19 protein-coding genes are annotated in these 23,857 nt (G+C 68.0%); 7 read left to right on the forward strand and 12 right to left on the reverse strand.

Going from position 1 to position 23,857, the window contains the following annotated elements:
- Positions 1-10 precede the first annotated feature (10 nt).
- Together argS and radC are read right to left on the reverse strand one after the other, a co-directional pair.
- Positions 11-1,699: an arginine--tRNA ligase gene (argS, locus tag AC1DIQ_RS13715; RefSeq protein ID WP_121044099.1), complete on the reverse strand. Its 1,689-nt coding sequence runs from the start codon at positions 1,697-1,699 to the stop codon at positions 11-13.
- A gap of 102 nt (positions 1,700-1,801) precedes the next feature.
- Positions 1,802-2,491: a RadC family protein gene (gene radC / locus AC1DIQ_RS13720; RefSeq protein WP_121044096.1), complete on the reverse strand. Its 690-nt coding sequence runs from the start codon at positions 2,489-2,491 to the stop codon at positions 1,802-1,804.
- A gap of 194 nt (positions 2,492-2,685) precedes the next feature.
- Here radC and coaBC point away from each other — a divergent pair, with 194 nt between their 5' ends.
- Genes coaBC through AC1DIQ_RS13735 form a run of 3 tightly spaced genes read left to right on the forward strand, consistent with a single transcriptional unit; the run spans position 2,686 to position 6,776 of the window.
- Positions 2,686-3,945: a bifunctional phosphopantothenoylcysteine decarboxylase/phosphopantothenate--cysteine ligase CoaBC gene (gene coaBC / locus AC1DIQ_RS13725; protein WP_121044094.1), complete on the forward strand. Its 1,260-nt coding sequence runs from the start codon at positions 2,686-2,688 to the stop codon at positions 3,943-3,945.
- The gene (gene dut, locus AC1DIQ_RS13730; protein WP_046272982.1) at positions 3,942-4,415 is read left to right on the forward strand and encodes a dUTP diphosphatase; all 474 of its coding nucleotides are present in this window, start codon (positions 3,942-3,944) and stop codon (positions 4,413-4,415) included. The genes coaBC and dut overlap by 4 nt, the downstream gene beginning before the upstream one ends.
- 12 nt (positions 4,416-4,427) lie before the next feature.
- Positions 4,428-6,776 (forward strand): phosphomannomutase/phosphoglucomutase, encoded by a 2,349-nt coding sequence (locus tag AC1DIQ_RS13735; RefSeq protein WP_121044090.1) that lies wholly within the window; start codon positions 4,428-4,430, stop codon positions 6,774-6,776.
- A 41-nt stretch (positions 6,777-6,817) separates the two neighbouring features.
- Here the strand turns inward: AC1DIQ_RS13735 and AC1DIQ_RS13740 are convergent, their stop codons facing one another.
- The 8 genes from AC1DIQ_RS13740 to pyrE form a co-directional block, all read right to left on the reverse strand.
- Positions 6,818-7,537 carry a response regulator transcription factor gene (locus tag AC1DIQ_RS13740; protein ID WP_121044087.1) on the reverse strand — a complete coding sequence of 240 codons (720 nt, stop codon included), beginning with the start codon at positions 7,535-7,537 and terminating at the stop codon, positions 6,818-6,820.
- Positions 7,518-10,178: an ATP-binding protein gene (locus AC1DIQ_RS13745; protein ID WP_478050235.1), complete on the reverse strand. Its 2,661-nt coding sequence runs from the start codon at positions 10,176-10,178 to the stop codon at positions 7,518-7,520. The genes AC1DIQ_RS13740 and AC1DIQ_RS13745 overlap by 20 nt, the downstream gene beginning before the upstream one ends.
- Positions 10,179-10,215: 37 nt before the next feature.
- Entirely contained in the window at positions 10,216-10,887 is a 672-nt protein-coding gene (gene kdpC / locus AC1DIQ_RS13750; RefSeq protein WP_478050236.1) for a potassium-transporting ATPase subunit KdpC, read from the reverse strand.
- Positions 10,884-12,935: a potassium-transporting ATPase subunit KdpB gene (kdpB, locus tag AC1DIQ_RS13755; RefSeq protein WP_478050237.1), complete on the reverse strand. Its 2,052-nt coding sequence runs from the start codon at positions 12,933-12,935 to the stop codon at positions 10,884-10,886. Before kdpB ends, kdpC begins: the two co-directional genes overlap by 4 nt.
- An 11-nt stretch (positions 12,936-12,946) precedes the next feature.
- Complete coding sequence (gene kdpA / locus AC1DIQ_RS13760) at positions 12,947-14,665, reverse strand: potassium-transporting ATPase subunit KdpA (protein ID WP_152152858.1); 1,719 nt, start codon at positions 14,663-14,665, stop codon at positions 12,947-12,949.
- Positions 14,666-14,677: 12 nt separating this feature from the next.
- Complete coding sequence (locus AC1DIQ_RS13765) at positions 14,678-14,770, reverse strand: potassium-transporting ATPase subunit F (protein ID WP_019183961.1); 93 nt, start codon at positions 14,768-14,770, stop codon at positions 14,678-14,680.
- Positions 14,771-15,370: 600 nt separating this feature from the next.
- Positions 15,371-16,033, reverse strand: a complete 663-nt coding sequence (locus AC1DIQ_RS13770; RefSeq protein ID WP_152152856.1) for a hypothetical protein — start codon at positions 16,031-16,033, stop codon at positions 15,371-15,373.
- Between the two features lie 18 nt (positions 16,034-16,051).
- Positions 16,052-16,711: an orotate phosphoribosyltransferase gene (pyrE, locus tag AC1DIQ_RS13775; RefSeq protein ID WP_046272987.1), complete on the reverse strand. Its 660-nt coding sequence runs from the start codon at positions 16,709-16,711 to the stop codon at positions 16,052-16,054.
- A gap of 207 nt (positions 16,712-16,918) precedes the next feature.
- Between pyrE and AC1DIQ_RS13780 the strand changes: the two genes are divergently transcribed.
- The 3 genes from AC1DIQ_RS13780 to AC1DIQ_RS13790 all read left to right on the forward strand — a co-directional run bounded on the left by AC1DIQ_RS13780 (position 16,919) and on the right by AC1DIQ_RS13790 (position 19,320).
- Positions 16,919-17,719, forward strand: coding sequence for an exodeoxyribonuclease III (locus AC1DIQ_RS13780; RefSeq protein WP_478050243.1), 801 nt, complete (start codon positions 16,919-16,921; stop codon positions 17,717-17,719).
- A complete protein-coding gene (locus AC1DIQ_RS13785; protein ID WP_152152854.1) occupies positions 17,716-19,011 on the forward strand; it encodes an AmpG family muropeptide MFS transporter in 1,296 nt (431 codons plus the stop codon). Before AC1DIQ_RS13780 ends, AC1DIQ_RS13785 begins: the two co-directional genes overlap by 4 nt.
- 81 nt (positions 19,012-19,092) lie before the next feature.
- The gene (locus AC1DIQ_RS13790) at positions 19,093-19,320 is read left to right on the forward strand and encodes a hypothetical protein (RefSeq protein WP_046272989.1); all 228 of its coding nucleotides are present in this window, start codon (positions 19,093-19,095) and stop codon (positions 19,318-19,320) included.
- A 69-nt stretch (positions 19,321-19,389) separates the two neighbouring features.
- On the opposite strand, the gene AC1DIQ_RS13795 is transcribed toward AC1DIQ_RS13790, so the two are convergent.
- Positions 19,390-20,517, reverse strand: coding sequence for an anhydro-N-acetylmuramic acid kinase (locus AC1DIQ_RS13795; RefSeq protein WP_152152852.1), 1,128 nt, complete (start codon positions 20,515-20,517; stop codon positions 19,390-19,392).
- A gap of 66 nt (positions 20,518-20,583) precedes the next feature.
- Complete coding sequence (locus AC1DIQ_RS13800; protein ID WP_121044062.1) at positions 20,584-22,047, reverse strand: M23 family metallopeptidase; 1,464 nt, start codon at positions 22,045-22,047, stop codon at positions 20,584-20,586.
- 168 nt (positions 22,048-22,215) lie between these two features.
- Here AC1DIQ_RS13800 and tyrS point away from each other — a divergent pair, with 168 nt between their 5' ends.
- Positions 22,216-23,427: a tyrosine--tRNA ligase gene (gene tyrS / locus AC1DIQ_RS13805; protein ID WP_121044059.1), complete on the forward strand. Its 1,212-nt coding sequence runs from the start codon at positions 22,216-22,218 to the stop codon at positions 23,425-23,427.
- Positions 23,428-23,857 lie beyond the last annotated feature (430 nt).

A 23,857-nucleotide genomic window follows, 5' to 3' on the forward strand; every position in this document is an offset into this window, starting at 1 on the left:
TCTCCACTGCTTACATTTTTTCCGGGGCGGAAACGCCCAGGATGTTCAGACCATTGGCCAGGACCTGGCGCGCGGCGCAGGCCAGCGTCAGCTTGGCGTTGCGTTCGCTTTCGTCGGCTACCAGTACCTGCGTGCCGTGATACCACGTGTGGAAGGCGTGCGCCAATTCACGCAGGTACTGCGCGATCAGGTGCGGTTCCAGCGCCAGGCCGGCCGCTTCGACGACTTCCGGGAAGCGCGACATTTCCACCATCAGCCACAGCGACGCCTCATCGCCCAGTGACGACAGCCCGGTCAGACCTTCGGCCGGCGTGTAGCTCAGCTTCTTCTCCTGCGCCTGGCGCAGCAGGCTGCACACCCGGGCATGCGCGTACTGCACGTAGAACACCGGGTTGTCGTTGCTCTGCTGGCGGGCCAGATCGATATCGAAGGTCAGCTGCGAATCGGGCTTGCGCGCGATCAGGAACCAGCGGGTGGCATCGCGGCCGGCTTCTTCGATCAGGTCGCGCAGGGTCAGGTAGCTGCCGGCCCGCTTGGACAGCTTCACTTCCTCGCCGCCGCGCATCACCGTCACCATCTGGTGCAGCACGTATTCCGGCCAGCCCTTCGGGATGCCGACGTCGAGCGCCTGCAGGCCGGCACGCACGCGCGCCAGCGAACCGTGATGGTCCGCGCCCAGCTCGGTGATCGCGCGCTCGTAGCCGCGCTGCCACTTGGAGAGGTGGTAGGCCACATCCGGCAGGAAGTAGGTATAGGTGCCGTCGGACTTGCGCATCACGCGGTCCTTGTCGTCACCGAAGTCGGTCGAGCGCAGCCACAGCGCGCCGCCTTCCTCATACGTATGGCCGGCCGCGTTGAGCTGGGCGACGGTCTCTTCGACCTTGCCGTCCTTGTACAGCGAGCTTTCCAGGAAGTAGATGTCGAAATCCACGCCGAACGCGGCCAGGTCCTGGTTCTGCTCGTTGCGCAGGTAGGCCACCGCGAAGCGACGGATCGCATCGAGGTTGTCCGGGTCGCGCTCGCCGACCACCGAGTGGCCTTCCAGCTCCACCGTGGCGCCGGCCAGGTAGGCCTTGGCCACATCCTCGATGTAATCGCCGCGATAGCCGGCTTCCGGCCAGCCGGCGTCGTCGGGCTTGAGGCCCTTCGCACGCGCCTGGGTGGACAGCGCCAGGTTTTCGATCTGCACGCCGGCGTCGTTGTAGTAGAACTCGCGCTTGGCGTTCCAGCCGTTCACTTCCAGCAGGCGCGCCAGGCAGTCACCGATCGCCGCCGCGCGGCCGTGGCCGACATGTAGCGGACCGGTCGGGTTGGCCGACACGTATTCCACGCCCACGGTGCGGCCGTTGCCGCTCAGGTTGTGGCCGTAATCGGCGCCTTCCTTGAGCACGCTGGCCGCTTCGCGCTGGTAAGCGCTGGGAGCGAGATGGAAATTGATGAAGCCGGGGCCGGCGATCTCGACGCGCAGCACATCATTGCTCTTGGGCAGCGCATCGAGCAGCGCCTGGGCCAGGGCGCGCGGGTTGCTGCGCGCCGGCTTGGCCAGCAGCATCGCGGCATTGGTGGCGAAATCGCCGTGCTCACGGGTCTTCGGGCGTTCGACCACGAATTCCGGGGTCAGGGTATCGGCCGGCAGAGTGCCGTTGGCGCGCAAGGCTTCGATGCCTTGGCTGATCAGGGCGCGGAGGAGATTTTTCACAAGGCCTGCTTTGGGACTGGAGCGGCGGAATCGGCAATTTTAGCCCAGAAGCCACCCCGATCCATTGAACCGGGGCAGAGCGGCGCCGTTTCCCACCCCGGCTCAGGTGGTTCCGGGGCCCATCCAGCCGCGCGCGGCCATCGATACCGGTGCCCCGTCGCCGATCACGACATGGTCAAGCAGACGGATATCCACCAGGGCCAAGGCCTGCTGCAGCAGCGCGGTGATCCGGCGGTCCTCCAACGAGGGCTCGGCACTGCCGGAGGGGTGGTTGTGGCTGACGATTACCGCGGCCGCGTTGTGCAGCAGGGCGCGGCGGACCACTTCGCGCGGGTAGACCGCCGCGGCATCCACCGTGCCGCTGAACAGCTCCTCGCAGGCCAGTGTGCGGTGCTGGTTGTCGAGAAACAGCGCGGCGAACACCTCGTTGGGCCGGGCGCGCAGCCGCTGCTTGAAGTAGCGCCCGGCGGCGGCCGGGTCGCGCAGGCTCTCCCCGCGGGCCAGCTCGGCCGCCAGATGCCGATGCGCCAGTTCCAGCCCGGCCACCAGCTTGCAGCTGCGCGCCGGCCCAAGGCCGGGCAGGGCCGCCAACGCGGCGGCCGGGAGGTCGAGCAGGTTGCGCAGGGGACCGTGGGCCTGCAGCAGGTCGCGGGCGGTTTCGACCGCGTCGCGGCCGCGCAGGCCGGACCCCAGGAAGATCGCCAGCAGCTCGGCATCGGACAGGGCGCCGGCGCCTTGGGCAAGCAGCTTTTCGCGGGGACGCTCGGCACTGGGCCAGTCTCGGATCGACATGGCCCCAGTCTCCCTCGGTGCGGAGCGGGCCACCATCGGTGAACCGGGCGGCATCGTGTCGGTAAATGCAGGGCATCGTGCCAAGTCAGGCGGTTGCTTATGACGAAAACCTGCCTCCTTATGCCGCTGGCGCATCAGGCGGCTTACGGACCATCGGGTAAGCTAATCGCCTCGGTTCGACAGGAACACCCAAGGTGGCTGACTCCCCCCAGGCTTCTCCGGCGTCCGCGCGCCCGTTGGAAGGCCAGAAGCTGTTGTTGTGCGTTGGTGGCGGGATTGCTGCCTACAAGTCGCTGGAACTGGTGCGCCGCCTGCGCGATGCCGGAGCCCAGGTGCAGGTCGCGATGACCGCCGGGGCCCAGCAGTTCGTCACCCCACTGAGCTTCCAGGCGCTGTCCGGCCAGCCCACCCGCACCACCCTGTGGGACAGCGCGGCCGAGCAGGCCATGGGCCATATCGAGCTGGCACGCTGGGCTGATCGCGTCGTGGTCGCGCCGGCCACGGCCGATCTGCTCGCGCGCCTGGCCAACGGCCACGCCGACGATCTGGTCACCACCCTGTGCCTGGCCACGACCGCGCCGCTGACCGTGTGCCCGGCGATGAACCACCGCATGTGGCTGCACCCGGCCACCCAGGCCAATATCGGCCTGCTGCGCGAGCGCGGTGCCCAGGTGATCGGGCCGGAAGACGGTCCATTGGCCGAAGGCGAGTCCGGCCCCGGTCGGCTCACCGAACCGAACGCGATCGTGGCCGCGCTGGCCGGGCTGCACGCGCCGGCCCCCGCCGAGCCACCGCCGAGCAGTGAACTGAAGGGCCTGCGCGTGCTGATCAGCGCCGGCCCCACCTATGAAGATATCGACCCGGTGCGCTACGTCGGCAACCGCAGCAGCGGCAAGATGGGTTACGCCCTGGCCGCCGCCGCCGCCCGCCTGGGCGCGCAGGTGGTGCTGGTCAGTGGCCCGGTCCAGCTGGCCACGCCCGCCGGTGTGCAGCGCGTTGATGTGCGCTCGGCCGCGCAGATGCGCGAAGCGGTGCTCGGTGCGTTGCCGGCCGACATCTATATCGGTGCGGCCGCGGTGTCCGATTACACCCCGCGCCAGGTTGCCCCGCAGAAACTGAAGAAGACCGCCGACACCCAGAGCCTGACGCTGGAGCTGGTGCGCACCCCGGACATCCTGGCCGAAGTGGCCACGCAGACCAACGCGCTCAAGCTGGTGGTCGGCTTCGCCGCCGAGACCCACGATGTGGAGAAGTACGCGCGCGGCAAGCTGGTCGACAAGCGCCTGGACCTGGTGATCGCCAACCAGGTCGGGATCAGCACCGGCGGTTTCGAGAGCGATGAAAACGCGGCCACGGCCTACTGGCAGGGCGGCGAACAGGTGTTCCCCGGCACCTCCAAGGCCGTGTTGGCCGAACAACTGTTGTCCCTGATTGCCCAGAGGTTGCACGCATGACCATCGATTCCTCCCTGCAGCCGTTGCAGGTCAAGCTGCTCGACCCGCGTTTCGGCGACGAATGGCCGCTGCCGGCCTACGCCACCGAACACAGCGCCGGGCTGGATCTGCGCGCCGCGCTGGAGACCGAACTCACCCTGCAGCCCGGCGACACCGCGCTGATTCCCAGTGGCATCGCCATCCATATCGCCGATCCGAACCTGGCCGCCGTGGTGCTGCCGCGCTCCGGGCTTGGCCATCGCCACGGCATCGTGCTGGGCAACGGCACCGGCCTGATCGACGCCGATTACCAGGGCCCGCTGCTGATCAGCGCCTGGAACCGCGGCCGTGAGCCGTTCACGCTGCAGCCCGGCGATCGCATCGCCCAGCTGGTGGTGCTGCCGATTGCACGCGTGGCGCTTCAGGTAGTGGATACTTTCACCGACAGCGCCAGGGGAACGGGTGGATTCGGCCATACCGGGGTGCGCTGACAGGGGAGCTTCATGAGCAAGGCGAAGGCGGAAGGACGGCCGCGGTTGACCACAGGGCGCTCGGTGCCGCTGTTGGCCGTGCTGCTGGTGTTGTTGGCGGTCTGGTTCGGGTGGAGCGGTGTGCGCCAATGGCGTCAGGCGGCCGTTGGCGCCGAGCTTGAACAGTCGCGCGATCAGGTGGTCGAGGGGCTGCAGACGGCGCTGACCGGTCAGCTCGGCACGTTCGGCAAGGTGCTCAAGACCGAGCGCGTTGCCAGCGCACTGGCCAGCGGCAACGCACACGGTGCCGCCGTCGCCATCCGCGAAGGCTGGCCCGGTGTGGAAGACGTCCAGATCCTCACCGCCGATCTCGATGCGGCCTACGCCGATCCGAAGGCCTTCGGCTACTCGCGCCTGGCCCTGCTCGAGGCGGCCATCGCCGATGACAAACCCGTCGGCCGCGTGGTGCGCGATGCCGGCGGACAGCGCCTCGGCCTGGCCGCGGCGGTGGAGCTTGGCCCGCAGGGGGCGGCCGTGGTCTACGTGCGCCAGCCGCTGCTGCGGCTGACCGGCATATTCGACCAGGTTGCCGTGCCGGGCGCCGGCTATCTCGCCCTGCGCCAAGGCAATCACAACGTGATTGAACAGGGCAGCCGCGGGCTGTCCGGCGGCGCTGAAGCGCTGGCACGTCCGGTCGGCACCAGTGGCCTGCGTCTGTCTGCCGCGGTGCCGGACATCGAACCGGGCCCGTTGGGCCTCGGCGCGATCTCCAGTGCGGTTGTCGCCGTGTTGCTGCTGTTGATCGCCGTGCTGCTGGTGCTGGGCAAAGGCAAGGTGCCGTTGCCGCGCCGCCGCGGTGCCGCCGACAGCGCCGCCGACACCGGCCCGACCTTGAGCGAAAGCCTGGCCCAGGCCCCGCTCGCGGTGGCCGCCGTCGAGAACGTTGACGAAACCGCAGCGGCAACGCCGCCGCCGTCCGTGCCGGGCGAGACCGTCGCGGCCGAGATCTTCCGCGCCTACGACATCCGCGGCATCGTCGGCCGCGAGCTGACCCCCAAGGTCGCCGCCCTGATCGGCCAGGCGGTCGGCTCGGTGCTGCAGGTCCAGGGCCTGCGCGACATCGTGGTGGGCCGCGATGGTCGCCTGTCCGGCCCCGAGCTCACCGCCGGCCTGATCGAAGGCCTGCGCCGCGCCGGCTGCAACGTCACCGATATCGGCCTGGCGCCGACCCCGGTGGTGTACTTCGCCAGCTACCACCTGCGCGCCGGCAGCTGCGTGGCGGTGACCGGCAGCCACAACCCGCCGGATTACAACGGCTTCAAGATCGTGGTCGGCGGCGAAACGCTGTCCGGCGATGCGATCACCGAGCTGTACCACCGCATCCGCGATGGCCAGTTGCACGTGGCACCCGAGCCGGGCAGTTTCCAGACCCGCGACGTGAATGCCGATTACATCCAGCGCATCGCCGACGACGTGCAGCTGGATCGCCCGCTCAAGGTGGTCGCCGACGCGGGCAATGGTGTCGCCGGCGAGCTTGCCCAGCCGCTGCTGGAGGCGATCGGTGCCGAGGTCATTCCGCTGTACTGCGATGTGGACGGCACCTTCCCGAACCACCATCCGGACCCGAGCGACCCGCACAATCTGGAAGACCTGATCCAGACGGTGAAGCGCTTCGATGCGGATATCGGCCTGGCCTTCGATGGCGACGGCGACCGTCTCGGCGTGGTCACCCGCGAAGGCAGGATCATCTACGCCGATCGCCTGCTGATGCTGTTCGCCGCCGATGTGCTGATGCGCAACCCGGGCGCGCTGGTGATCTACGACGTGAAGTGCAGTGGCAAGCTCTCCGATTACGTGCTGCGCAACGGTGGCAGCCCGCTGATGTGGAAGACCGGCCATTCGCTGATGAAGGCGAAGATGCGCGAAACCGACGCCGAGCTGGCGGGCGAGATGAGCGGGCACTTCTTCTTCAAGGAACGCTGGTTCGGCTTCGACGATGGCCTGTACGCCGCCGCGCGCCTGCTGGAGATCCTGGCCCAGCGCGAAGAGAGCCCCTCGGAGGTGTTGGACGAACTGCCCGACAGCGTCTCCACCCCGGAGCTGAAGGTGCCGGTGGACGCGGGTACCCCGCACGCGCTGGTGTCGTTGTTCGTGTCCTCGGTGCAGGTGGAGGAGTCGCCGTTCGCCGGCGCGCGCCTGTCCACCATCGATGGCCTGCGTGCCGACTTCCCCGATGGCTGGGGCCTGGTGCGCGCGTCCAACACGACGCCGGTGCTGGTGCTGCGTTTCGAGGCCGATGACGAAGCGGCGCTGGAGCGCATCAAGGCACTGTTCCGCGCGCAGCTGCAACCGCTGCTGCCGGGTGTGGAACTGGGTTTCTGACCCCGGGAGGGCGCATCCACGCATGGCGTGGATGCCGTTGATCACCCCTTGAACCGAAGCCCCACGCCCGGCTCGGTGAACAGATAGCGCGAATCCAGCGCCGAATCGCCCAGCTTGTGGCGCAGCTTGCCGACCAGGATCCGCAGGTAATGCGTGTCGTGCTGATGCGTCGGCCCCCAGATCTCCTGCAGGATCTGCGGCTGGGTCACCACCCGCCCGGCATTGCGCAGCAGCAGCGACAACAGCGCGTACTCCTTGCGCGTCAGCGCCACCGGCGCACCGTCCAGATGCACTTCGCGCCGCACCAGGTCGATATGCAGGTGCCCATCATCGAACTGTGGCAGCACGCCCTCGCTGGAGACCGTGCGCGAGCGCAGCAGTGCACGCACGCGCGCCATCAGCTCCTGCGTGCCGAATGGCTTGGTCACGTAGTCGTTGGCGCCGGCATCCAGCGCCCGCACTTTCTCGGTCTCGCTGGCGCGCACGGTCAACATGATCACCGGCACCTGGCTCCACTGGCGCAGCTCGCCCAGCACGTCATGGCCTTCCATGTCGGGCAGGCCGATATCCAGGATCACCAGGTCCGCCCCTTCGCCGACCAGCGCTTCCAGCCCGGCCTGGCCGGTCGCGGCCTGGGACACGCGGTAGCCCTGCGCGCGCAGGCTGATCTCCAGGAAGCGCCGGATCTGCGCTTCATCGTCGATCACCAGCACGCGCGCCGGGGGCACGCCGTGGGAAGCCTCAGGAATCGTCGTTGTCATCGGCAGGGTGGGGGTGCAGCAAGGGCAGGGTGATGCGGATCAGGGTACCGCGTCCGTCGCGCCCCGGCAGCGCCTGCACGCTGCCGCCATGCGCGCCGATCATGCCCTGGCAGATGGTCAGGCCCAGCCCGGTACCATGCCGGCCGCGGTCGCCGCGTTCCACGCTGTAGAACATGTCGAAAATGCGAGCCCGCTCGTCGTCGGGAATGCCCGGCCCGGCATCGAGCACATCGATGCGCAGCTCGCCCTCGACCAGCCGTGCCTGTACCTCCACCGCCGCGCCGGGCGGAGAGAACTTGGCCGCGTTCTCCATCACGTTGAACACCGCCTGCTCGACCAGCGCCGGATGCACCCAGATCGGCGCCAGTTCAGCGGGAATATCCAGCTTCAGCAGCACGTCGGGCTGATAGCGCTGCAGGCGCCGCGCAGCCGAACCGACCAGTTCGTCCACACCGATCCAGTCGCGGTTGATCTGCAGGCCGTCATGGCCGAGCCGGGTCATGTCCAGCAGGTTCTGGATGTAGCGGTCCAGGCGCTCGCCTTCGACCAGGATGGTGTCCAGCAGGGCGCGCCGGTCGCTGGCATCCATCGCATCGGCATAGCTGGAGAGGCTGTCGGCCGAGCCGATCATCGCTGCCAGTGGCGAGCGCAGGTCATGCGACACCGAGGACAGCAACGCCGAGCGCAGCCGCTCGGTCTCGTTGCTCACGTGCGCCTTCTCCAGATCCGCCACCAACTGGGTGCGCAGCGCGGCCTGGGCAATGTCGTCCACCATTGCCTCGGCCAGCTGGCGCTGCTCCGGCGTCAGCCGGGGCGCCTCGCGCGGGAAGCGCATGCCGGCCACGCCGATGGCCCGGTCGTCGCCGTCCAGCAGCGGCAGGAACCACCAGCCCGCACCGGCCAGCGTATCGGTGAAGCGCCCGCTGGGCTGCCCGTGCCGGTGCGCCCAGTCGGCCGCGGCCAGATCGGTATCGCCCGGCGCGGCGCTGCCACTGGCGCTGGTGTGGTGCCCGATGCGCAGCCACGCCGGGGCATCCATCGCCTGTTCCAGCGCCTCGCGGCCGGCCTGCGCGACCTGCTCGTTGCTCGGTGCACTGGCCAGCTGCCGGCCAAGCACCTGGCGCGCATGCGCGTGCCGGTTGGCCGCGCGCAAGGCCACCACCTGCATGCGCAGGCGCGAGGCCAGTCGCCCGGCCACCAGGGCGGCGGCCAGGAACAGGAAGACCGTGATCACGCCCTGGCGCGCGCTGATCGCGAAGGTGAATCGCGGCGCGATGAAGAAGAAGTTGTAGGCCAGGAAACACAGCGCCGCGGCGATCACCGCCGCACTGGTGCGGCTGCGCGCAGCGACCATCACCACCGCCACGATGAACACCATCGAGAGGTCGTACAGCCCGATCCAGCGTTCGGCGATCAGCGCCACCAGGCAGGCAACGGCCGTGGCGCCGAGTGCCAGCAGCGCATCCTTGCCGGCACTGCGGCTGGGTATCGACAGCCCGGACCGGCGCGCCCGCGCGCGCGCCTGTGGCGTACCGATGATGGTGATCTCGAAATGCGCACCGCGCCGGATCAGCTGCTGGGTCAGCGTGCGGTTGAGCATGCGCGCCAGCGGGCGCTCGCGCGTGCGGCCGAGCACCAGCGTGGAGACACCGTTGTGTGCGGCATGGTCAAGCAGTGCATCGGCGATGCTGGAGCCATGCAGCAGCTCCGCTTCACCGCCGAGGCGGCGGGCGAGGGCGAACGCCGCATCGATCTCGCGTCGGGTCTGCTCGTCATGCGCGCGCGCCTGCACCGTCACCACCGTCCACGGCGCATCGCGCCGCTCGGCGATGCGCCGGCCGACCCGCACCAGGTACTCACTCTGGCCGCCGCCATCGATCGCCACCAGCACCCGCCGGCGCAGCGGCAGGTTGCCTTCGCCGCGCGCGGCACGGGTCTCGCGCAGGCTGCTGTCCACGCGGTCGGCGGCTTCCTGCATCGCCAATTCGCGCAGCGCGGTCAGGTTGGCCGGCGAGAAGAACGCCTGCAGCGCCTGCGCGGCCTGCTCCGGCACATAGACCTTGCCCTGCTGCAGGCGCTCGATCAGCTCGCGCGGCGGCAGGTCCACCAGCACGATGTCGTGCAGGCGGTCGAGCACCGCATCGGGCACGGTCTCGCTGACCCGCACCCCGGTGATCCGCATGACCACGTCGTTGAGGCTTTCCAGATGCTGGATGTTGACCGTGGTCCACACGTCGATGCCGGCATCCAGCAGCTCCATCACGTCCTGCCAGCGCCGCTCGTGGCGGCTGCCGGGCACGTTGCGATGGGCCAGCTCGTCCACCAGCACCAGCGCCGGGTGACGTGCCAGCACCGCGTCCAGATCCATCTCGTCCAGTGCGTGCTGTTGATACTCGCGCTGCAGCAACGGCACCTGTGGCAGGCCCGCCAGCAGCGCCGAGGTCTCGGCGCGGCCGTGGGTTTCCACCAGCCCGATCACCACGTCCACGCCGCGGCGCAGCTGCTCGTGTGCGCGGGTGAGCATGCTGAAGGTCTTGCCCACGCCGGGGGCCGCACCCAGGAACACGGTGAGTTTGCCGCCCGCTTCGCGCTGCAGGCTGTCGACCAGGGCATCGGCCTGGCGGGTACGGGAGTCGCTCATGGGCTGGGATTGTGCGCCCAGGACGATACGCAGCGCATCAAGGCATCCCGTGGAGCCGAGCGCTGCCCAGCTGTCCGCCCTGCGTATCCAACGCCAGGTTCAATGTCATCACGTTCACCCGTGGCTGCCCGAACACGCCCCACTGCGGGCCCAGCGTATGCGCCTTCACCAGCGCCGCCACCTGGTCCACCGGCAGCCCACGACTGCGCGCCACGCGCGCGATCTGCACCTGCGCCGCCGCCGGCGACAGCTCCGGATCCATCCCCGCGCCGGACTGGGTCACCAGATCGCCCGGCACCTGCGCGGCGGCCACGCCTTCGCGTGCGGCCACCGCGGCGATGGCGGCCTGCACGCGCTCGCGCAGGGCAGGATTGCTGCGCGCCATGTTGCTGCCGGCGGCGGCCATCGGGTCATAGTTGGCCGCCGACGGCCGCGCCTGGAAGTAGCCATCGCCGACGAACGGCTGGGCGATCAACTGCGAGCCGCGCACCTGCCCATCGCGGATCAGCAGGCTGCCATCGGCCTGCGCCGGAAACAGCAGTCGGCTCACGCTGGTGGTGGCCACGGCATAGGCAAGCCCGAGCAGCAGCAGGCTGCTCACGCCGAGCACGAGGGCCGGGCGCCAGGCGCTGTCCTGCTGCAGCTGGGTAGAGGCGGCCGCGCGGCTGCGCGCCGAACGGGGAACGGACGTAGCAAGCGAGCGGTTCATGCGCCGAATACCGAGACAAGGAAGAGGTCGATCACTTTGATGGCCGCAAACGGCAGCAGCACGCCACCCAGGCCGTACACCAGCATGTTCCGGCGCAGCAGCGCGGTGGCCGTGGCCGGACGGAAGCGCACCCCGCGCAACGCCAGCGGGATCAGCGCCGGAATCACCAGGGCATTGAAGATCAGCGCCGCCAGCACCGCGTTGCGCGGGCTGGAGAGGTGCATCACGTTCAATGCCGCCATCGCCGGCAGGGTCGAAGCGAACAGTGCCGGCAGGATCGCGAAGTACTTGGAGACATCGTTGGCCAGCGAGAAGGTGGTCAGCGCACCGCGCGTGATCAGCTGCTGCTTGCCCACTTCCACCACCGCCAGCAGCTTGGCCGGATCCGAATCCAGATCGACCATGTTGCCGGCTTCCTTGGCGGCCTGGGTACCGGAGTTCATCGCCAGGCCGATGTCGGCCTGGGCCAGTGCGGGTGCATCGTTGGTGCCGTCGCCGACCATCGCGACCAGGCGGCCGCCGGCCTGCTCGGCGCGGATGCGGGCGAGCTTGTCTTCCGGGCGTGCCTCGGCAATGTAGTCGTCCACACCGGCCTCGGCCGCGATCGCGGCGGCGGTCAGCGGGTTATCGCCGGTGATCATCACCGTGCGGATGCCCATCGCCCGCAGCTGCGCGAACTTCTCGCGCATGCCGTGCTTGACCACGTCCGACAGCTCGATCACGCCCAGCACATGGCGCCCTTCGCACACCACCAGCGGGGTGGCACCGTTGCGCGCCACCTGCTCCACGCGGCCTGGCAGCTCCGACGGCACCGTGCCGCCCAGCTCACGCACGTACGCGGTGATCGCATCGGAGGCGCCCTTGCGGATGCGGCGGCCGCCGTCCAGATCGACGCCGGACATGCGGGTCTGCGCGCTGAAGGCCAGATACTCCGCGCGGTCCGGCTCGGCCGTGGTGCAGCCCTGCTCACGCGCCAGCCGCACCACCGACTTGCCTTCCGGGGTCGGGTCGGCCAGCGAGGACAGCAGTGCCGCCTCGCGCAGCTGGCTGGCATCGATACCGGCAAGGGCATGGAAATGCGTGGCCTGGCGGTCGCCGTAGGTGATGGTGCCGGTCTTGTCCAGCAGCAGCACGTCCACATCGCCCGCCACTTCCACCGCCTTGCCGGATTTGGCCAGCACGTTGGCGGCCAGTGCGCGGTTCATGCCGGCGATGCCGATCGCCGGCAGCAGGCCGCCGATGGTGGTGGGGATCAAACACACCAGCAGCGCGATCAGCAGCAGCGGATCAACCCGCACGCCAACGAATGCCCCGATCGCCGGCAGCGTCGCCACCACCACCAGGAAGGTCAGCGTCATCGCCGCCAGCAGCAGGGTCAGGGCGACCTCGTTCGGGGTCTTCTGGCGGTTCGCGCCTTCCACCAGCGCGATCATCCGGTCCAGGAAGCTGTGCCCGGGCTCGGCCGTGATGCGCACGATGATCTGGTCGGAAAGCACCTTGGTGCCACCGATCACGCCACTGCGGTCGGTGCCGGCCTCGCGCAGCACGGGCGCCGATTCACCGGTCACGGCGGCTTCGTTGATCGTGGCCAGGCCCTGCACGATCTCGCCATCGGCCGGGATCAACTCGCCGGCACTGACGATCACATGGTCGCCCGGGCGCAGCTCGGCGGCCGGGACCTGGGTCTCGCTGGCACCGGCATGCGCAGCGGCCAGCCGGCGCGCGCTGAGGTCCTGGCGGGCCCGCCGCAGCGAGGCGGCCTGGCCGCGGCCACGCGCTTCGGCGACGGCCTCGGCGAAGTTGCCGAACAGCACGGTCAGCAGCAGGATCGCGGTGACCGCCAGGCCGAAGCCCAGCGGCGCATTGCCGGTCAGCGTCACCAGCGCGCTCACCACCGTGCCGACCATGACCACCGCCATCACCGGGCTGTGCAGCAGGTGCCGCGGCGAGAGCTTGATCACGGCATCGCGCAGGGCACGGCGCCAGCCGGCGCCATCCAGCAGGCGCTGGCGGCGGTGGGAAGAAACGTTCAACGGATACGTACTCATGGGAGGCGGTCTCAGTGCAGCGTCAGCGACAGGTGGTCGGCCACCGGGCCAAGGACCAGTGCCGGCATGAACTGCAATACGGTGAGGATGACGATCAGCGCGATCAGGGTCAGCGCGAAGGTCGGGGTTTCGATCTGCAGCGTGCCGGCCGATTCCGGCGCCCGCCGCTTGGCCGCCAGCTGCGCGGCCACGATCAACGGGATCACCAGCACGGGGTAGCGGCCCAGCAGCAGCACCAGGGTGCAGCTCAGGTTCCACCACACCGTGGCATCGCCGAGGCCCTCAAAGCCCGAGCCGTTGTTGGCGAACGCCGAGGTGTACTCGTAGAACACCTGGCTGATGCCGTGGAAGCCAGGGTTGGAGGTGCCGGTGATCGATGGGATCGCCAAGGTCAGCGCGGTGAAGCCCAGGATGGTGATCGGCTGCAGCAGCACCAGCAGCGCGAGCAGGCGCACCTGCGGCGTTTCCAGTTTGCGGCCGAACAGTTCCGGCGTGCGGCCGGTCATCAGCCCGGCCAGGAACACGCCCAGCATCAGGTACACGATGAACTGCTGCAGGCCGCAGCCGATGCCGCCCCAGATCGCGTTGACCAGCATGTTGACCATCGGCACGGCACCGGCCAGCGGGCTGAGCGAGTCATGCATGCCGTTGACCGAACCGTTCGACACCTGGGTGGTGATCGCGGCCCACAACCCCGTGCCATCGGCACCGAAGCGCACTTCCTTGCCCTCCATCAGCAGCGGGCTGGCGGCGGTGGCCGAGTGACCCTCCAGCCACACGGTGGCGGCGATCGACACGCTGGACATCGCCAGCATGCAGCCGAACACCAGCCCGGCCAGGCGCTTGCGTCCGGTAAATGCGCCGAGCATGAAGATCACCGCGATCGGGATCAGCAGGATGCCGATCAGTTCCAGCGCATTGGACAGCGGGGTCGGGTTCTCCAGCGGCATCGCGCTGTTCGGGCCGTACCAGCCACCGCCATTGGTGCCCAGCTGCTTGGCCGCGACCATCGCCGCGACCGGGCCGAGCGGAATCTTCTGCGTCTCCATGCCGGCCGCGGCATCGATCGGCGTGGCCTGCGGACCACCGGCGAGCGTGGCGGGCACGCCCTGGCTGGTCAGCAGCACCGCCCACAGCAGGCACAGCGGCAGCATGAAGCGCACGCACGCGCGCACCACATCGGCGTAGTAGTTGCCCACATCGACACGGCGGTCCGCACTGAGCAGCGCGGCCTGGTCGGCCGGCACATCCTCAGGGCGCGCACTGAACAGCGCACGCAGGGTGGCCACCACCAACGCCAGGCCCATCATCGGCGTCACCACCTGCAGGCCGGTGATCGCGGTCATCTGCGCGAAGTAGGACAGCTGCGCCTGGCCGGAATAGTGCTGCTGGTTGGTGTTGGTCAGGAACGACACCATCGTGTGCAGCGCGGTATCCCAGCGCAGGTTGGGGATCTGGTCGGGATTGAACGGCAGCCAGGCCTGGGTCATGAAGACCGCCTGTACCAGCACCGCGATCACCACGTTGCTGAGCAGGAAGGCACCCACGTAGCCACGCCAGGACATGCCGCGCGCCGGGTTCACCCCGAGCAGCCGGTACAGCGGTTTTTCAATCCACCCGAACAGCGCGTCGCCGCGCATCGGGCCACCGCGCATCACCCGGGCCAGGTACAGCCCAAGCGGAAAGGCCAGCGCGATGCTGGCCAGCAGGATCAACAGGATCTCGGTCATGGTCGGCTCCGGTCAGAAGGTTTCGGGCCGAAGCACGACGTACAGCAGATAGGCGGCGGCAACGAGCACCAGCACACCGCACAGCAGGGAAAGCCAGGCAGACATGGTCGTGGCCTCAAACGCGGGAAAGGGAGCGCGGGGTGCACGGGGCACCGGCGGGGAAGACAGGCATATACGGGCTCATGGGACGTCCAGGTGGAACCACTCCACGTCAGGCGCTCATGGTCTGCCTGCCCGGCATAAACGCTCCACGCCCGAAACCGGCGCCCCGCGTAAAAAGTGCATAAAAAGGTGCGTCTGTGGTGCGAACGTTACGCCCCGCAGCGACCGGCAGGCCCCTCGGCAAATGTCCCCCGGCCGCCGCCTGACGGCGACAGCCTCCTCCTTGATTTTGCCCAGGGACCTACCGGCCGCTACGGAGCTCAGCGTGCGGTACGCGTGCGAGACAGCGAACTTGCTGTTGGCCGCCAGTGGTCTGTACACGTGGGGCGCGATGCCCTTGTGGGCGAAATAAAGGAGGAGGGGGCGGCCGCAGGCCGACGCCGGGGGCGTCGCCGGCAAGGGCGTCGCGCTCCAGCGCCCGACCAACTCACCGCTCCTGCTTCCGGAAAAGTTCAGAGCGCGCTCCGTGCCTGCCGCAAGGACAAAAACCAAAAAGGCGACCCAAAAGGCCGCCTTCGTTTCAACGCAATCGCACATCCACCCTTACCCGCGCGGATCGCTCCCCACACCCTTCAACAACCGATAGCGCTGCAGCGTGCTCTCGATCTCTACATCCAGCGCCCGGCGCTGCTGCTCGAACGAGGCCTGCATGCGCCGCTGCGCCACCAGCTCGGCATGCCGCTCACGGATGCGCTCGGCCTGCTTGTCCGGCACCGGCTGGCCATCCAGCTCGCGGTTGCCCGCAGTGGCCAGCAGGGTGACCAGCGCATCACGCACGCTGGCCACGTTATAACTGGCGGTGTGGATGTTGTTGTCCAGGATCCCGCTGCGCTCGGCGAACACCCGGCGCAGCTCGTCCTCGCTTTCATACGTGGCCAGCATCGCCTGCTCGGTGCGCTGGCGGGTCTGCTCGGCGGCGAGGTCCAGGCGTTGCTGCGCGGCCTGCGCAGCGGCATCGGCGCGCTCTTCGTCGGTCAACGCGCGCTGCACTTCACCACTGCGCATGCCGCTGCGCAGGTTGAACTCCTCGCGCGCGCTGTTCACCGCCTCCTGGGGCAGGGCATCACTGCAGATCCGCTCGCTGCCCTTGTTCCAGCAGTACAGCTTCTTCGGCGTCGCATCAGCCGTGCGCTTCTGCGCCTGGGCAGGCAACAGCGGCACGGCCAGCAACAGGCCGACAACGGTGAACGTGGCAAACCTGGACATGGTGAAAGCCCCCTGCTCTCAACGCGTAGGACGGCTGCCGTAGCGGGAACGATAGTCCTCCAGCGGCTGCCGGTAGCCGACAAGTTCCGGATTTCCGGAGGCAAAATCAAGCAGGTCGGCCAGCGTGGCCACGGCGACCACCGGAATGCCGGCTTCTTCGGCCACGGCCTGCGCGGCCGAACGGCGGTCGGTTTCCGAGGCGATCTCCTGGCGGTCCAGTGCGACCACGATGCCGGCCGGGGTGCCACCGGCGCCCTTGATGATCGCCAGCGCTTCGCGGATCGCGGTGCCAGCGGTGATCACGTCATCCACGATCAGCACGCGCTTACCGTTCATGTCGGCGCCGATCAGGTTGCCGCCTTCGCCGTGGTCCTTGGCTTCCTTGCGGTTGAACGACAGCGGCAGGTCGCGGCCGCGCTGGGCGAACTCACAGGCGGTCGCGGTGGCCAGCGGAATGCCCTTGTAGGCCGGGCCGAACACGACGTCGAACTTCAGCCCGGTCGCTTCCACGGCATCGGCGTAGCACGCCGCCAGCTGGGACATCCGCGCGCCGGAATCGAACCGGCCGGCATTGAAGAAATAGGGGCTCAGACGGCCGGACTTCAGGGTGAACTGGCCGAAACGCAGGGCATCGGCGGTCAGGGCCAGTTGCAGGAAACGGTGGCGATGGTCGCTCATCAAGACTCAATTCAATTCATTTGGAGCGCAAATCCTAATGCATGCCCGCACTTTTCCGCTCGCCGGCCCCTGCGGCCCGGTGTCGCACAGGTTGGCGAGACGGCATCGTCAGGTGCCCGCGGGCGGCAATCGCGTCCGTTTCCAGCCAGCCCCTGCAAGGGCCGAAACGGTATGCTCTTGCCGGTATCGTTCCAGACCCGGGTCAGCATGCGCATCATCAGTTTCAACGCCAATGGCATCCGTTCCGCCGCCACCAAGGGCTTTCTCGAGTGGTTCCGCGCCCAGGACGCCGATGTCCTGTGCATCCAGGAAACCAAGGCCCAGGAAGACCAGCTGACCGACCCGATGTTCCGCCCGGACGGCCACCACTGCTTCTACCGCGACGCCATCACCAAGAAGGGCTACAGCGGCGTGGCGATCTACAGCAAGCGCGAGCCGGACCAGGTGATCACCTCGCTGGGCTGGGGCCCGTTCGACGATGAGGGCCGCTACATCGAGGCCCGCTACGGCAACCTCAGCGTGGTCTCCTTCTATATCCCCTCGGGCAGCTCGGGCGATCTGCGCCAGGGCTTCAAGTACGAAGTGATGGAGTGGCTGCGCCCGATCCTGGCCGGCTGGCTGGCCAGTGGCCGCGACTACGTCCTGTGCGGCGACTGGAACATCGTGCGGTCCGCGCTGGACATCAAGAACTGGAAATCCAACCAGAAGAACTCCGGCTGCCTGCCGCCCGAGCGCGACTGGCTCAACGGCCAGTGCGTGGACGCCGACCAGGCGCTGGATATCGCCGCCGGCCAAGGCTGGACGGATGCCTACCGCCTGCTGCACCCGCAGGGTGAGGACTACACCTGGTGGAGCAACCGCGGCCAGGCGCGCGCCAACAATGTCGGCTGGCGCATTGATTACCAGTTCGTCAGCCCGGGCCTGCGCGAGCGCCTGCGCAGCTGCTCGGTGTACCGCGATGAGCGCTTCTCCGACCATGCGCCGTTCACGGTGGACTACGCCCCATGAGTGAAGCGGTCGAGCCGATGTCCTACAAGGGCTGGGCGGGGATCAAGCGTGCCTTCGGTACGCCCTCGGCGCTGACGATGGCCTTCCTCGGCTTCGGCAGCGGCCTGCCGTTCCTGCTGATCGCCTCGCAGACCCTCTCCACCCGGCTGCGTGATGTCGGTTTGGACCTGGGCAGCATCGGCCTGATCAGCCTGGCCAGCTTCTTCTATCTGATGAAGTTCGTCTGGGCGCCGCTGATTGACCGCTACGCATTTCCGCTGATCGGCTTCCTCGGGCGCCGCCGTTCCTGGCTGCTCGCCTCGCAGATCGCGGTCACCGGCGGGTTGTTCGCGCTGGCCTTCGTCCGCCCCGAACTCGGTGTCACCCCACTGGTCCTGTGGGTGCTGGTGGCTTCGTTCGCCGGTGCCACCCAGGATTCGGTGGTCGACGCCTACCGCATCGAGATCGCGCCGGAGAGCGCCCAGGCCGCGTTGGCCGCGACCTACACGCTGGGCTATCGCATCGGCCTGATCCTGGCCGGCGCGGGCGCGTTGTACCTGGCCCAGTTCGAGAGCTGGATCGTGGCGTACCTGGCCATGGCCGCCTTGATGATCCTGCCGATCATCACCACGCTGCTGTGCCGCGAGCCGGAGCAGCCGGAAGTGCGCATCCAGCGCCGGATCGATTTCTTCGGCGCGTTCTGGCAGCCGATCGCCAGCTTCTTCAGCACCAACGGTGTGGTGCTGGCGCTGGTGCTGCTGGCCTTCGTCGGGCTCTACAAGTTCCCGGATCAGGTGATCGGGGTGATGGCCGGTCCGTTCTATCTGGATTCGGGCTTCACCAAGGCCGATATCGCCACCGTCTCCAAGCTGTTCGGGGTGTGGATGGGCATCGGCGGTGCCTTCCTCGGTGGCATCGCGGTGGCCGCGTTCGGCTTCCGCCGCATGCTGCTGGTCGCCGCGCTGGGCGTGGCGCTGTCCAACCTGGCGTTCCTGCTGATGGCGCACAACCCGGGCCAGCTGTGGGCGTTCTATGCGGCGCTGAGTGCGGACAACCTGTTCCAGGGCTTTGCCGGCACCGTGCTGGTCGCCTTCATGTCCTCGCTGACCGACCGCAACTTCACTGCCACCCAGTACGCGCTGCTGGTCTCGCTGGCCAACCTGCCGGGCAAGTTCGTCGGCGGCGTCTCCGGTTACATCGTGGAGGCGAGCTCCTACAGCACCTTCTTCATCCTCAGCGCCACCACGGTCATCCCGACCCTGCTGCTGCTGATCTGGCTGTGGCCACGGATCCGGGACCGCAGCACGGCCTGACGGGTTTGCGTGCCGGCAGGGCCTGATGGATCATGCCGGCACAGTGACCGCGGGGATGGCGGCGCGCCAACGGGGAGAACGATGGCTGATCTACTGCTGCGGGAGGTGGACCCGCTGTTGCTGGAACGTATCCGCCGCATTGCGGTTGCGCGCGGCTGGACCCGTGAGGACACCTGCGTGGCGCTGCTGGAGCAAGGCCTGTTCGCCAGCGAACTGGAGGTCCGCAGCGGCTTCCACGATCCCGAGGTCGACGCGCTGGCCGATGCCATCGCCGCCCTGCAGGCGTTGCCGGACGCGCAGGGGCTGTAACGGCCCGCCAGTGCTGCCCGGCGCAGGCGTGATCACGGTGCACCCCGCGGCGCCCGGCACCACGCCACCTCAGGCGGGATGGATCGCCCCCAGAATCCGGGGTCCGCGCGCACCACTCACGCTCGGCAGATTGCCCGGCAGCCCGGCCAGCGTGCGCTGTGCCAACCACGCAAACCCCATCGCCTCCAGATAATCCGGATCCAGCCCGTGCACCGCGCTGGACTCGATCACCACGCCCGGCAGGCGCGCGCCGAGGCGCCGCAGCAGCTGCGGATTGCGCACGCCACCGCCGCAGACCAGCACCCGCCTCGCGCCCGGAAGGTGCGCCAGCAGCGCATCGGCCACGGTGGCGGCCGTCAGTTCCAGCAGGGTTGCCTGCACATCCGCGCCGGAGACCTGCCCCTCGCCCAGCTGCGCCTGCGCCCAGTCCAGGTGGAACTGCTCGCGCCCGGTGCTCTTCGGCGGCGGCAACGCAAACCACGGATCGGCCAGCCAGCGGGCCAGCAGCGCCGCATCGACCTGGCCACTGGCCGCGAACGCGCCATCGGCATCGAACGGTTCGCCGCGATGGCGCTGGCACCAGGCATCCATCAGCGCATTGGCCGGGCCGGTATCGAAGCCGCGCGGTGTCCCGTCGCGCGGGATCAGGGTGAGATTGCCGATGCCGCCCAGGTTGAGCACGGCGCGGTCTTCATCGCTGTCGCCCAGCATCGCCAGGTGGAAGGCCGGCATCAGCGGCGCGCCATGCCCGCCAGCGGCGACATCGCGGCGGCGGAAATCGGCCACGGTGGTGATGCCGGTCAGTTCGGCGATGCGGTTGGCATCGCCGATCTGCATCGTGAAGGCTGGATCAGCCAGCGGCCGATGGCGCACCGTCTGCCCATGCGAGCCGATCGCCTGCACCTGGGTGCGGTCGATGCGCGCGCTGTCCAACAGGCGGTTGGCGGCCGCTGCGAAGGTGATCCCGACCTGGGCATCAAGGCGGCCCAGTGCATCAAGCGAGGTGATGGTGCCGCCTTCCCCCAGTGCGATCAGCTCGGCGCGGATGGCCGGATCCCAGTCGTGGGTCAGGCCTTGGACGAAGCGGCAGCCACCCTCGGTGGGGAACTGCACCAGCGCGGCATCGATGCCGTCGGCGCTGGTGCCGGACATCAGGCCCAGGTAGAGCGGGGTGGTGGGATCAACAGCAGAGGTCATGGCCAGGCGGTCCAACGGGTTGCGTGCAGCTTCCGCGCAACCCGTTGCCGCCGTCAATCGCAGCGATCAGCCGCGGTTGGATTTGACCGGCTTGCCGGCCTTCGCCGTGGCCGTATCGGTGGCCTTGGCATCCGGTGCCGGGCTGGCATCGGCGTAGATCAGCTTCTCCATGCCCTGGATCCGCGCCAGCGCGGGGGCGGTCTGGGCACGGAAGGCAGCCAGCTCGGCGCCCTGCAGCGGCTCCGGCGGCGGCATCGTCACCGACAGCGGATTGCGGTGCACGCCGTTGACGCGGAATTCGTAGTGAAGGTGCGGGCCGGTGGCCATGCCGGTCGAGCCGACGTAGCCGATCACGGTGCCCTGGGCCACGCGCTGGCCAGTCTTGATCTTGCCGAACCGCGACATATGCCCGTACAGGGTGGTGTGGCCGCGGCCATGATCCAGTATCACCACGTTGCCGTAACCGCGCTGGGTCCCGGCGAACTGCACGCGGGCATCGCCGGCGGCCATGATCGGGGTGCCGGTACGCGCGGCGTAGTCCACGCCCTTGTGCATGCGCATCTTGCCCAGCACCGGGTGCTTGCGCGCGCCGAAGCTCGAGCTCAAGCGCGCGAACTGGATCGGCATGCGGATGAAGCTCTTCTTCAGCGGGCGGCCGCTGGCATCGAAGTACTCCGATTTGCCGTTGCGGTCGAAGCGGAAGCCGCTGTAGGTCTTGCCGCCCGAGCTGAAGGTCGCCGCGAGGATCTTGCTGGTGTCCACCTTCTCGCCTTCGCGCCAGGTTTCATCCAGCACCACGCTGAAGCGGTCGCCCGGCTGCAGGTCCTTGGAGAAGTCGATGTCGTACTTGAAGATCTCGTCGGTCATCGTGGCAATCGCCGAGGGCGACAACCCCGCCTTGCGCGCGGCGGCATACAGGGAGCTGGTGATCTCGCCACTGGCGACCACGCGGCGGGTCGAGCTCTCGCGCTTACTCACCGTTTCGGTGATCTTGTCGCCAGCCAGGGACAGCTCCACGCGGTTGTCGGCATCGCGGTCGAAGCGGATCGTGCGCAGCTCACCGGACAGCGGCAGGTCGAAGGCGATCTCCGCACCCGGGCGCAGCTTGGTCAGCGATTCGCGCACACCGGGGTGCTCCAGCACCTGGTGCATCACCGTGGCCGGGATGCCGGCCTGGTCGAACAGATTGCTCAGGGTCTGGCCGCGCTGCACGCGCAGCACCTGCCAGCTGTCGCCCGGGGTCTGCTGCTGGCGTTCCAGCGACAGCGGCGGCAACGGCAGCGCCAAGGTCGAATGGCTGACCGAGTAGGGCGAATCGATGGTGTGCGAGAAGCCGGGGACGATCGTGGCCACCAGGGCGCCGATGGTGGCGAACAGGCTGGCGTGCATCCAGTGGCGGCGGGTCCAGCGCTGGTTGAAGGCCGCGGGAAGATGCTGTTTGAGCTTCCGATGGAGGGCGGTGTCGTGGAGGACGTTGAGACGTTCCTTGAAGCGCTGCTTGCGCGCGCGGCCTTGATCGGAATTGAGCATCGTCGGTCTGTTCCTGGCTGGCCCGGGAGCGCGGGCCCAAACGTCGGTAACATAGACAGGTATAAATACCGCGTCAAACCCTTGTGCCTATTGGCTTTTGTGAAGCACCTGCGGTTAACTTGTACTTAACGTCATTCATATAAATAAGGCATTGCCGGGAGTTGTCACGTGTCCTCGATTGAAGAAGCCATTGCCCTGATCGGGCGAGGCGCCGATGAGATCCTCAAATCCGACGAACTGCGCCAGCGTCTGGAAAGCGGCCGTCCGCTGCGGGTCAAGGCCGGCTTCGACCCCACCGCACCGGACCTGCACCTGGGCCACACCGTGCTGTTGAACAAGTTGCGCCAGTTCCAGGACCTCGGCCACCAGGTGATCTTCCTGATCGGCGACTTCACCGGGATGATCGGCGACCCCTCGGGCAAGAACGTCACCCGCAAGCCGCTCACCAAGGAAGATGTGCTGGCCAACGCGCGTACCTATGAAGACCAGGTCTTCAAGGTGCTGGACCGCGAAAAGACCGAAGTGCGCTTCAATTCGGAGTGGTTCGGCAAGATGGCCGCCGCCGACATGATCCGCCTGGCTGGCCAGCACACCGTGGCGCGCATGCTCGAGCGCGACGACTTCGCCAAGCGCTATGCCGCCCAGCAGTCCATTGCCCTGCATGAGTTCCTGTACCCGCTGGTGCAGGGTTACGACTCGGTCGCGCTGGAAGCGGACGTTGAACTGGGCGGTACCGACCAGAAGTTCAACCTGCTGATGGGCCGTGGCCTGCAGGAGCACTACGGGCAGAAGCCGCAGATCGTGTTGACCATGCCGTTGCTGGAAGGCTTGGACGGTGTGGCCAAGATGTCCAAGTCGCTCAACAACTATATTGGTATCAGCGAACCGGCCATCGACATCGTCACCAAGACGATGAAGATCGGCGACGACCTGATGTGGCGCTGGATCGAGCTGCTCTCCTTTGATATCAGCCAGGCCGAGGCCAAGGCCCTGCGTGAGCAGGTCCAGGCGGGCGGGTTGAACCCGCGCGAGGTGAAGCTGCGCCTGGCCCGTGAGCTGACCACCCGCTTCCATGATGCGGCGGCGGCCGAACAGGCCATCGCCGGTTGGAATGCCGCGGTGACCGGGCAGGGCGATGTGACCCTGCTGCCGCTGCAGGAAGTGACCATCCCGGCCGAAGGCCTGCGTATTGGTGCCCTGCTGACGGCTGCCGGCCTCACCCCGAGCAACTCCGAAGCCTCCCGCAAGCTCAAAGAGCGTGCGGTGAAGGTGGATGGCGAGGTGGTGGAGGATGCCCAGCAGGTGTTCGTGCCCGGTTTCGAAGGCCTGCTGCAGGTTGGCAAGCGCACCTTCGCACGCGTGTTGCTGGTCGCGGCCTAAGTGGCACAAGGGGTTCGGGCGATCCGGACCCCTTCCAGCATGAATGTGGGAGAGACGACGTGAAAAAATGTCGTCCACCCCCTTCACAAACGACCCGGATAGGGACATACTTTCCCTCCCCCGACGCAGGGGCCACCGCAAGGCGGCAACCGCGAAGGAACAGGACTTCAACTGCTTCGAAAGAAGGTGTTGACGGAAACGAAAAGCCTGACATAATAGGCGGCTCGCAACGACGAAAGCCTCTGAGGCGAACGACGAAGCGGCATCGGCAACAACGGTTCACTACGGTGAAACGGCCTTGAAAAAAGGTGTTGACGAAGCAGATAAGCCGGTCTATAATGGGCGGCTCGCAACGACGGAAACGTCGGGGCACACGGAAGAAGGCGCTGAGGCCGATTCCAAAGTTCTTTGACAGTATGCGCAGGTATCT

Source organism: Stenotrophomonas sp. 05L413 (genome assembly GCF_056397945.1).

Excerpts from the sequence above, each read along its gene's own strand:
- radC (WP_121044096.1), bottom strand. The coding sequence starts at position 2,491 with ATGTCGATCCGAGACTGGCCCAGTGCCGAGCGTCCCCGCGAAAAGCTG.
- dut (WP_046272982.1), top strand. The coding sequence starts at position 3,942 with ATGACCATCGATTCCTCCCTGCAGCCGTTGCAGGTCAAGCTGCTCGAC.
- AC1DIQ_RS13735 (WP_121044090.1), top strand. The coding sequence starts at position 4,428 with ATGAGCAAGGCGAAGGCGGAAGGACGGCCGCGGTTGACCACAGGGCGC.
- AC1DIQ_RS13740 (WP_121044087.1), bottom strand. The coding sequence starts at position 7,537 with ATGACAACGACGATTCCTGAGGCTTCCCACGGCGTGCCCCCGGCGCGC.
- AC1DIQ_RS13745 (WP_478050235.1), bottom strand. The coding sequence starts at position 10,178 with ATGAGCGACTCCCGTACCCGCCAGGCCGATGCCCTGGTCGACAGCCTG.
- kdpC (WP_478050236.1), bottom strand. The coding sequence starts at position 10,887 with ATGAACCGCTCGCTTGCTACGTCCGTTCCCCGTTCGGCGCGCAGCCGC.
- kdpB (WP_478050237.1), bottom strand. The coding sequence starts at position 12,935 with ATGAGTACGTATCCGTTGAACGTTTCTTCCCACCGCCGCCAGCGCCTG.
- kdpA (WP_152152858.1), bottom strand. The coding sequence starts at position 14,665 with ATGACCGAGATCCTGTTGATCCTGCTGGCCAGCATCGCGCTGGCCTTT.
- AC1DIQ_RS13765 (WP_019183961.1), bottom strand. The coding sequence starts at position 14,770 with ATGTCTGCCTGGCTTTCCCTGCTGTGCGGTGTGCTGGTGCTCGTTGCC.
- AC1DIQ_RS13770 (WP_152152856.1), bottom strand. The coding sequence starts at position 16,033 with ATGTCCAGGTTTGCCACGTTCACCGTTGTCGGCCTGTTGCTGGCCGTG.
- pyrE (WP_046272987.1), bottom strand. The coding sequence starts at position 16,711 with ATGAGCGACCATCGCCACCGTTTCCTGCAACTGGCCCTGACCGCCGAT.
- AC1DIQ_RS13780 (WP_478050243.1), top strand. The coding sequence starts at position 16,919 with ATGCGCATCATCAGTTTCAACGCCAATGGCATCCGTTCCGCCGCCACC.
- AC1DIQ_RS13785 (WP_152152854.1), top strand. The coding sequence starts at position 17,716 with ATGAGTGAAGCGGTCGAGCCGATGTCCTACAAGGGCTGGGCGGGGATC.
- AC1DIQ_RS13790 (WP_046272989.1), top strand. The coding sequence starts at position 19,093 with ATGGCTGATCTACTGCTGCGGGAGGTGGACCCGCTGTTGCTGGAACGT.
- AC1DIQ_RS13795 (WP_152152852.1), bottom strand. The coding sequence starts at position 20,517 with ATGACCTCTGCTGTTGATCCCACCACCCCGCTCTACCTGGGCCTGATG.
- AC1DIQ_RS13800 (WP_121044062.1), bottom strand. The coding sequence starts at position 22,047 with ATGCTCAATTCCGATCAAGGCCGCGCGCGCAAGCAGCGCTTCAAGGAA.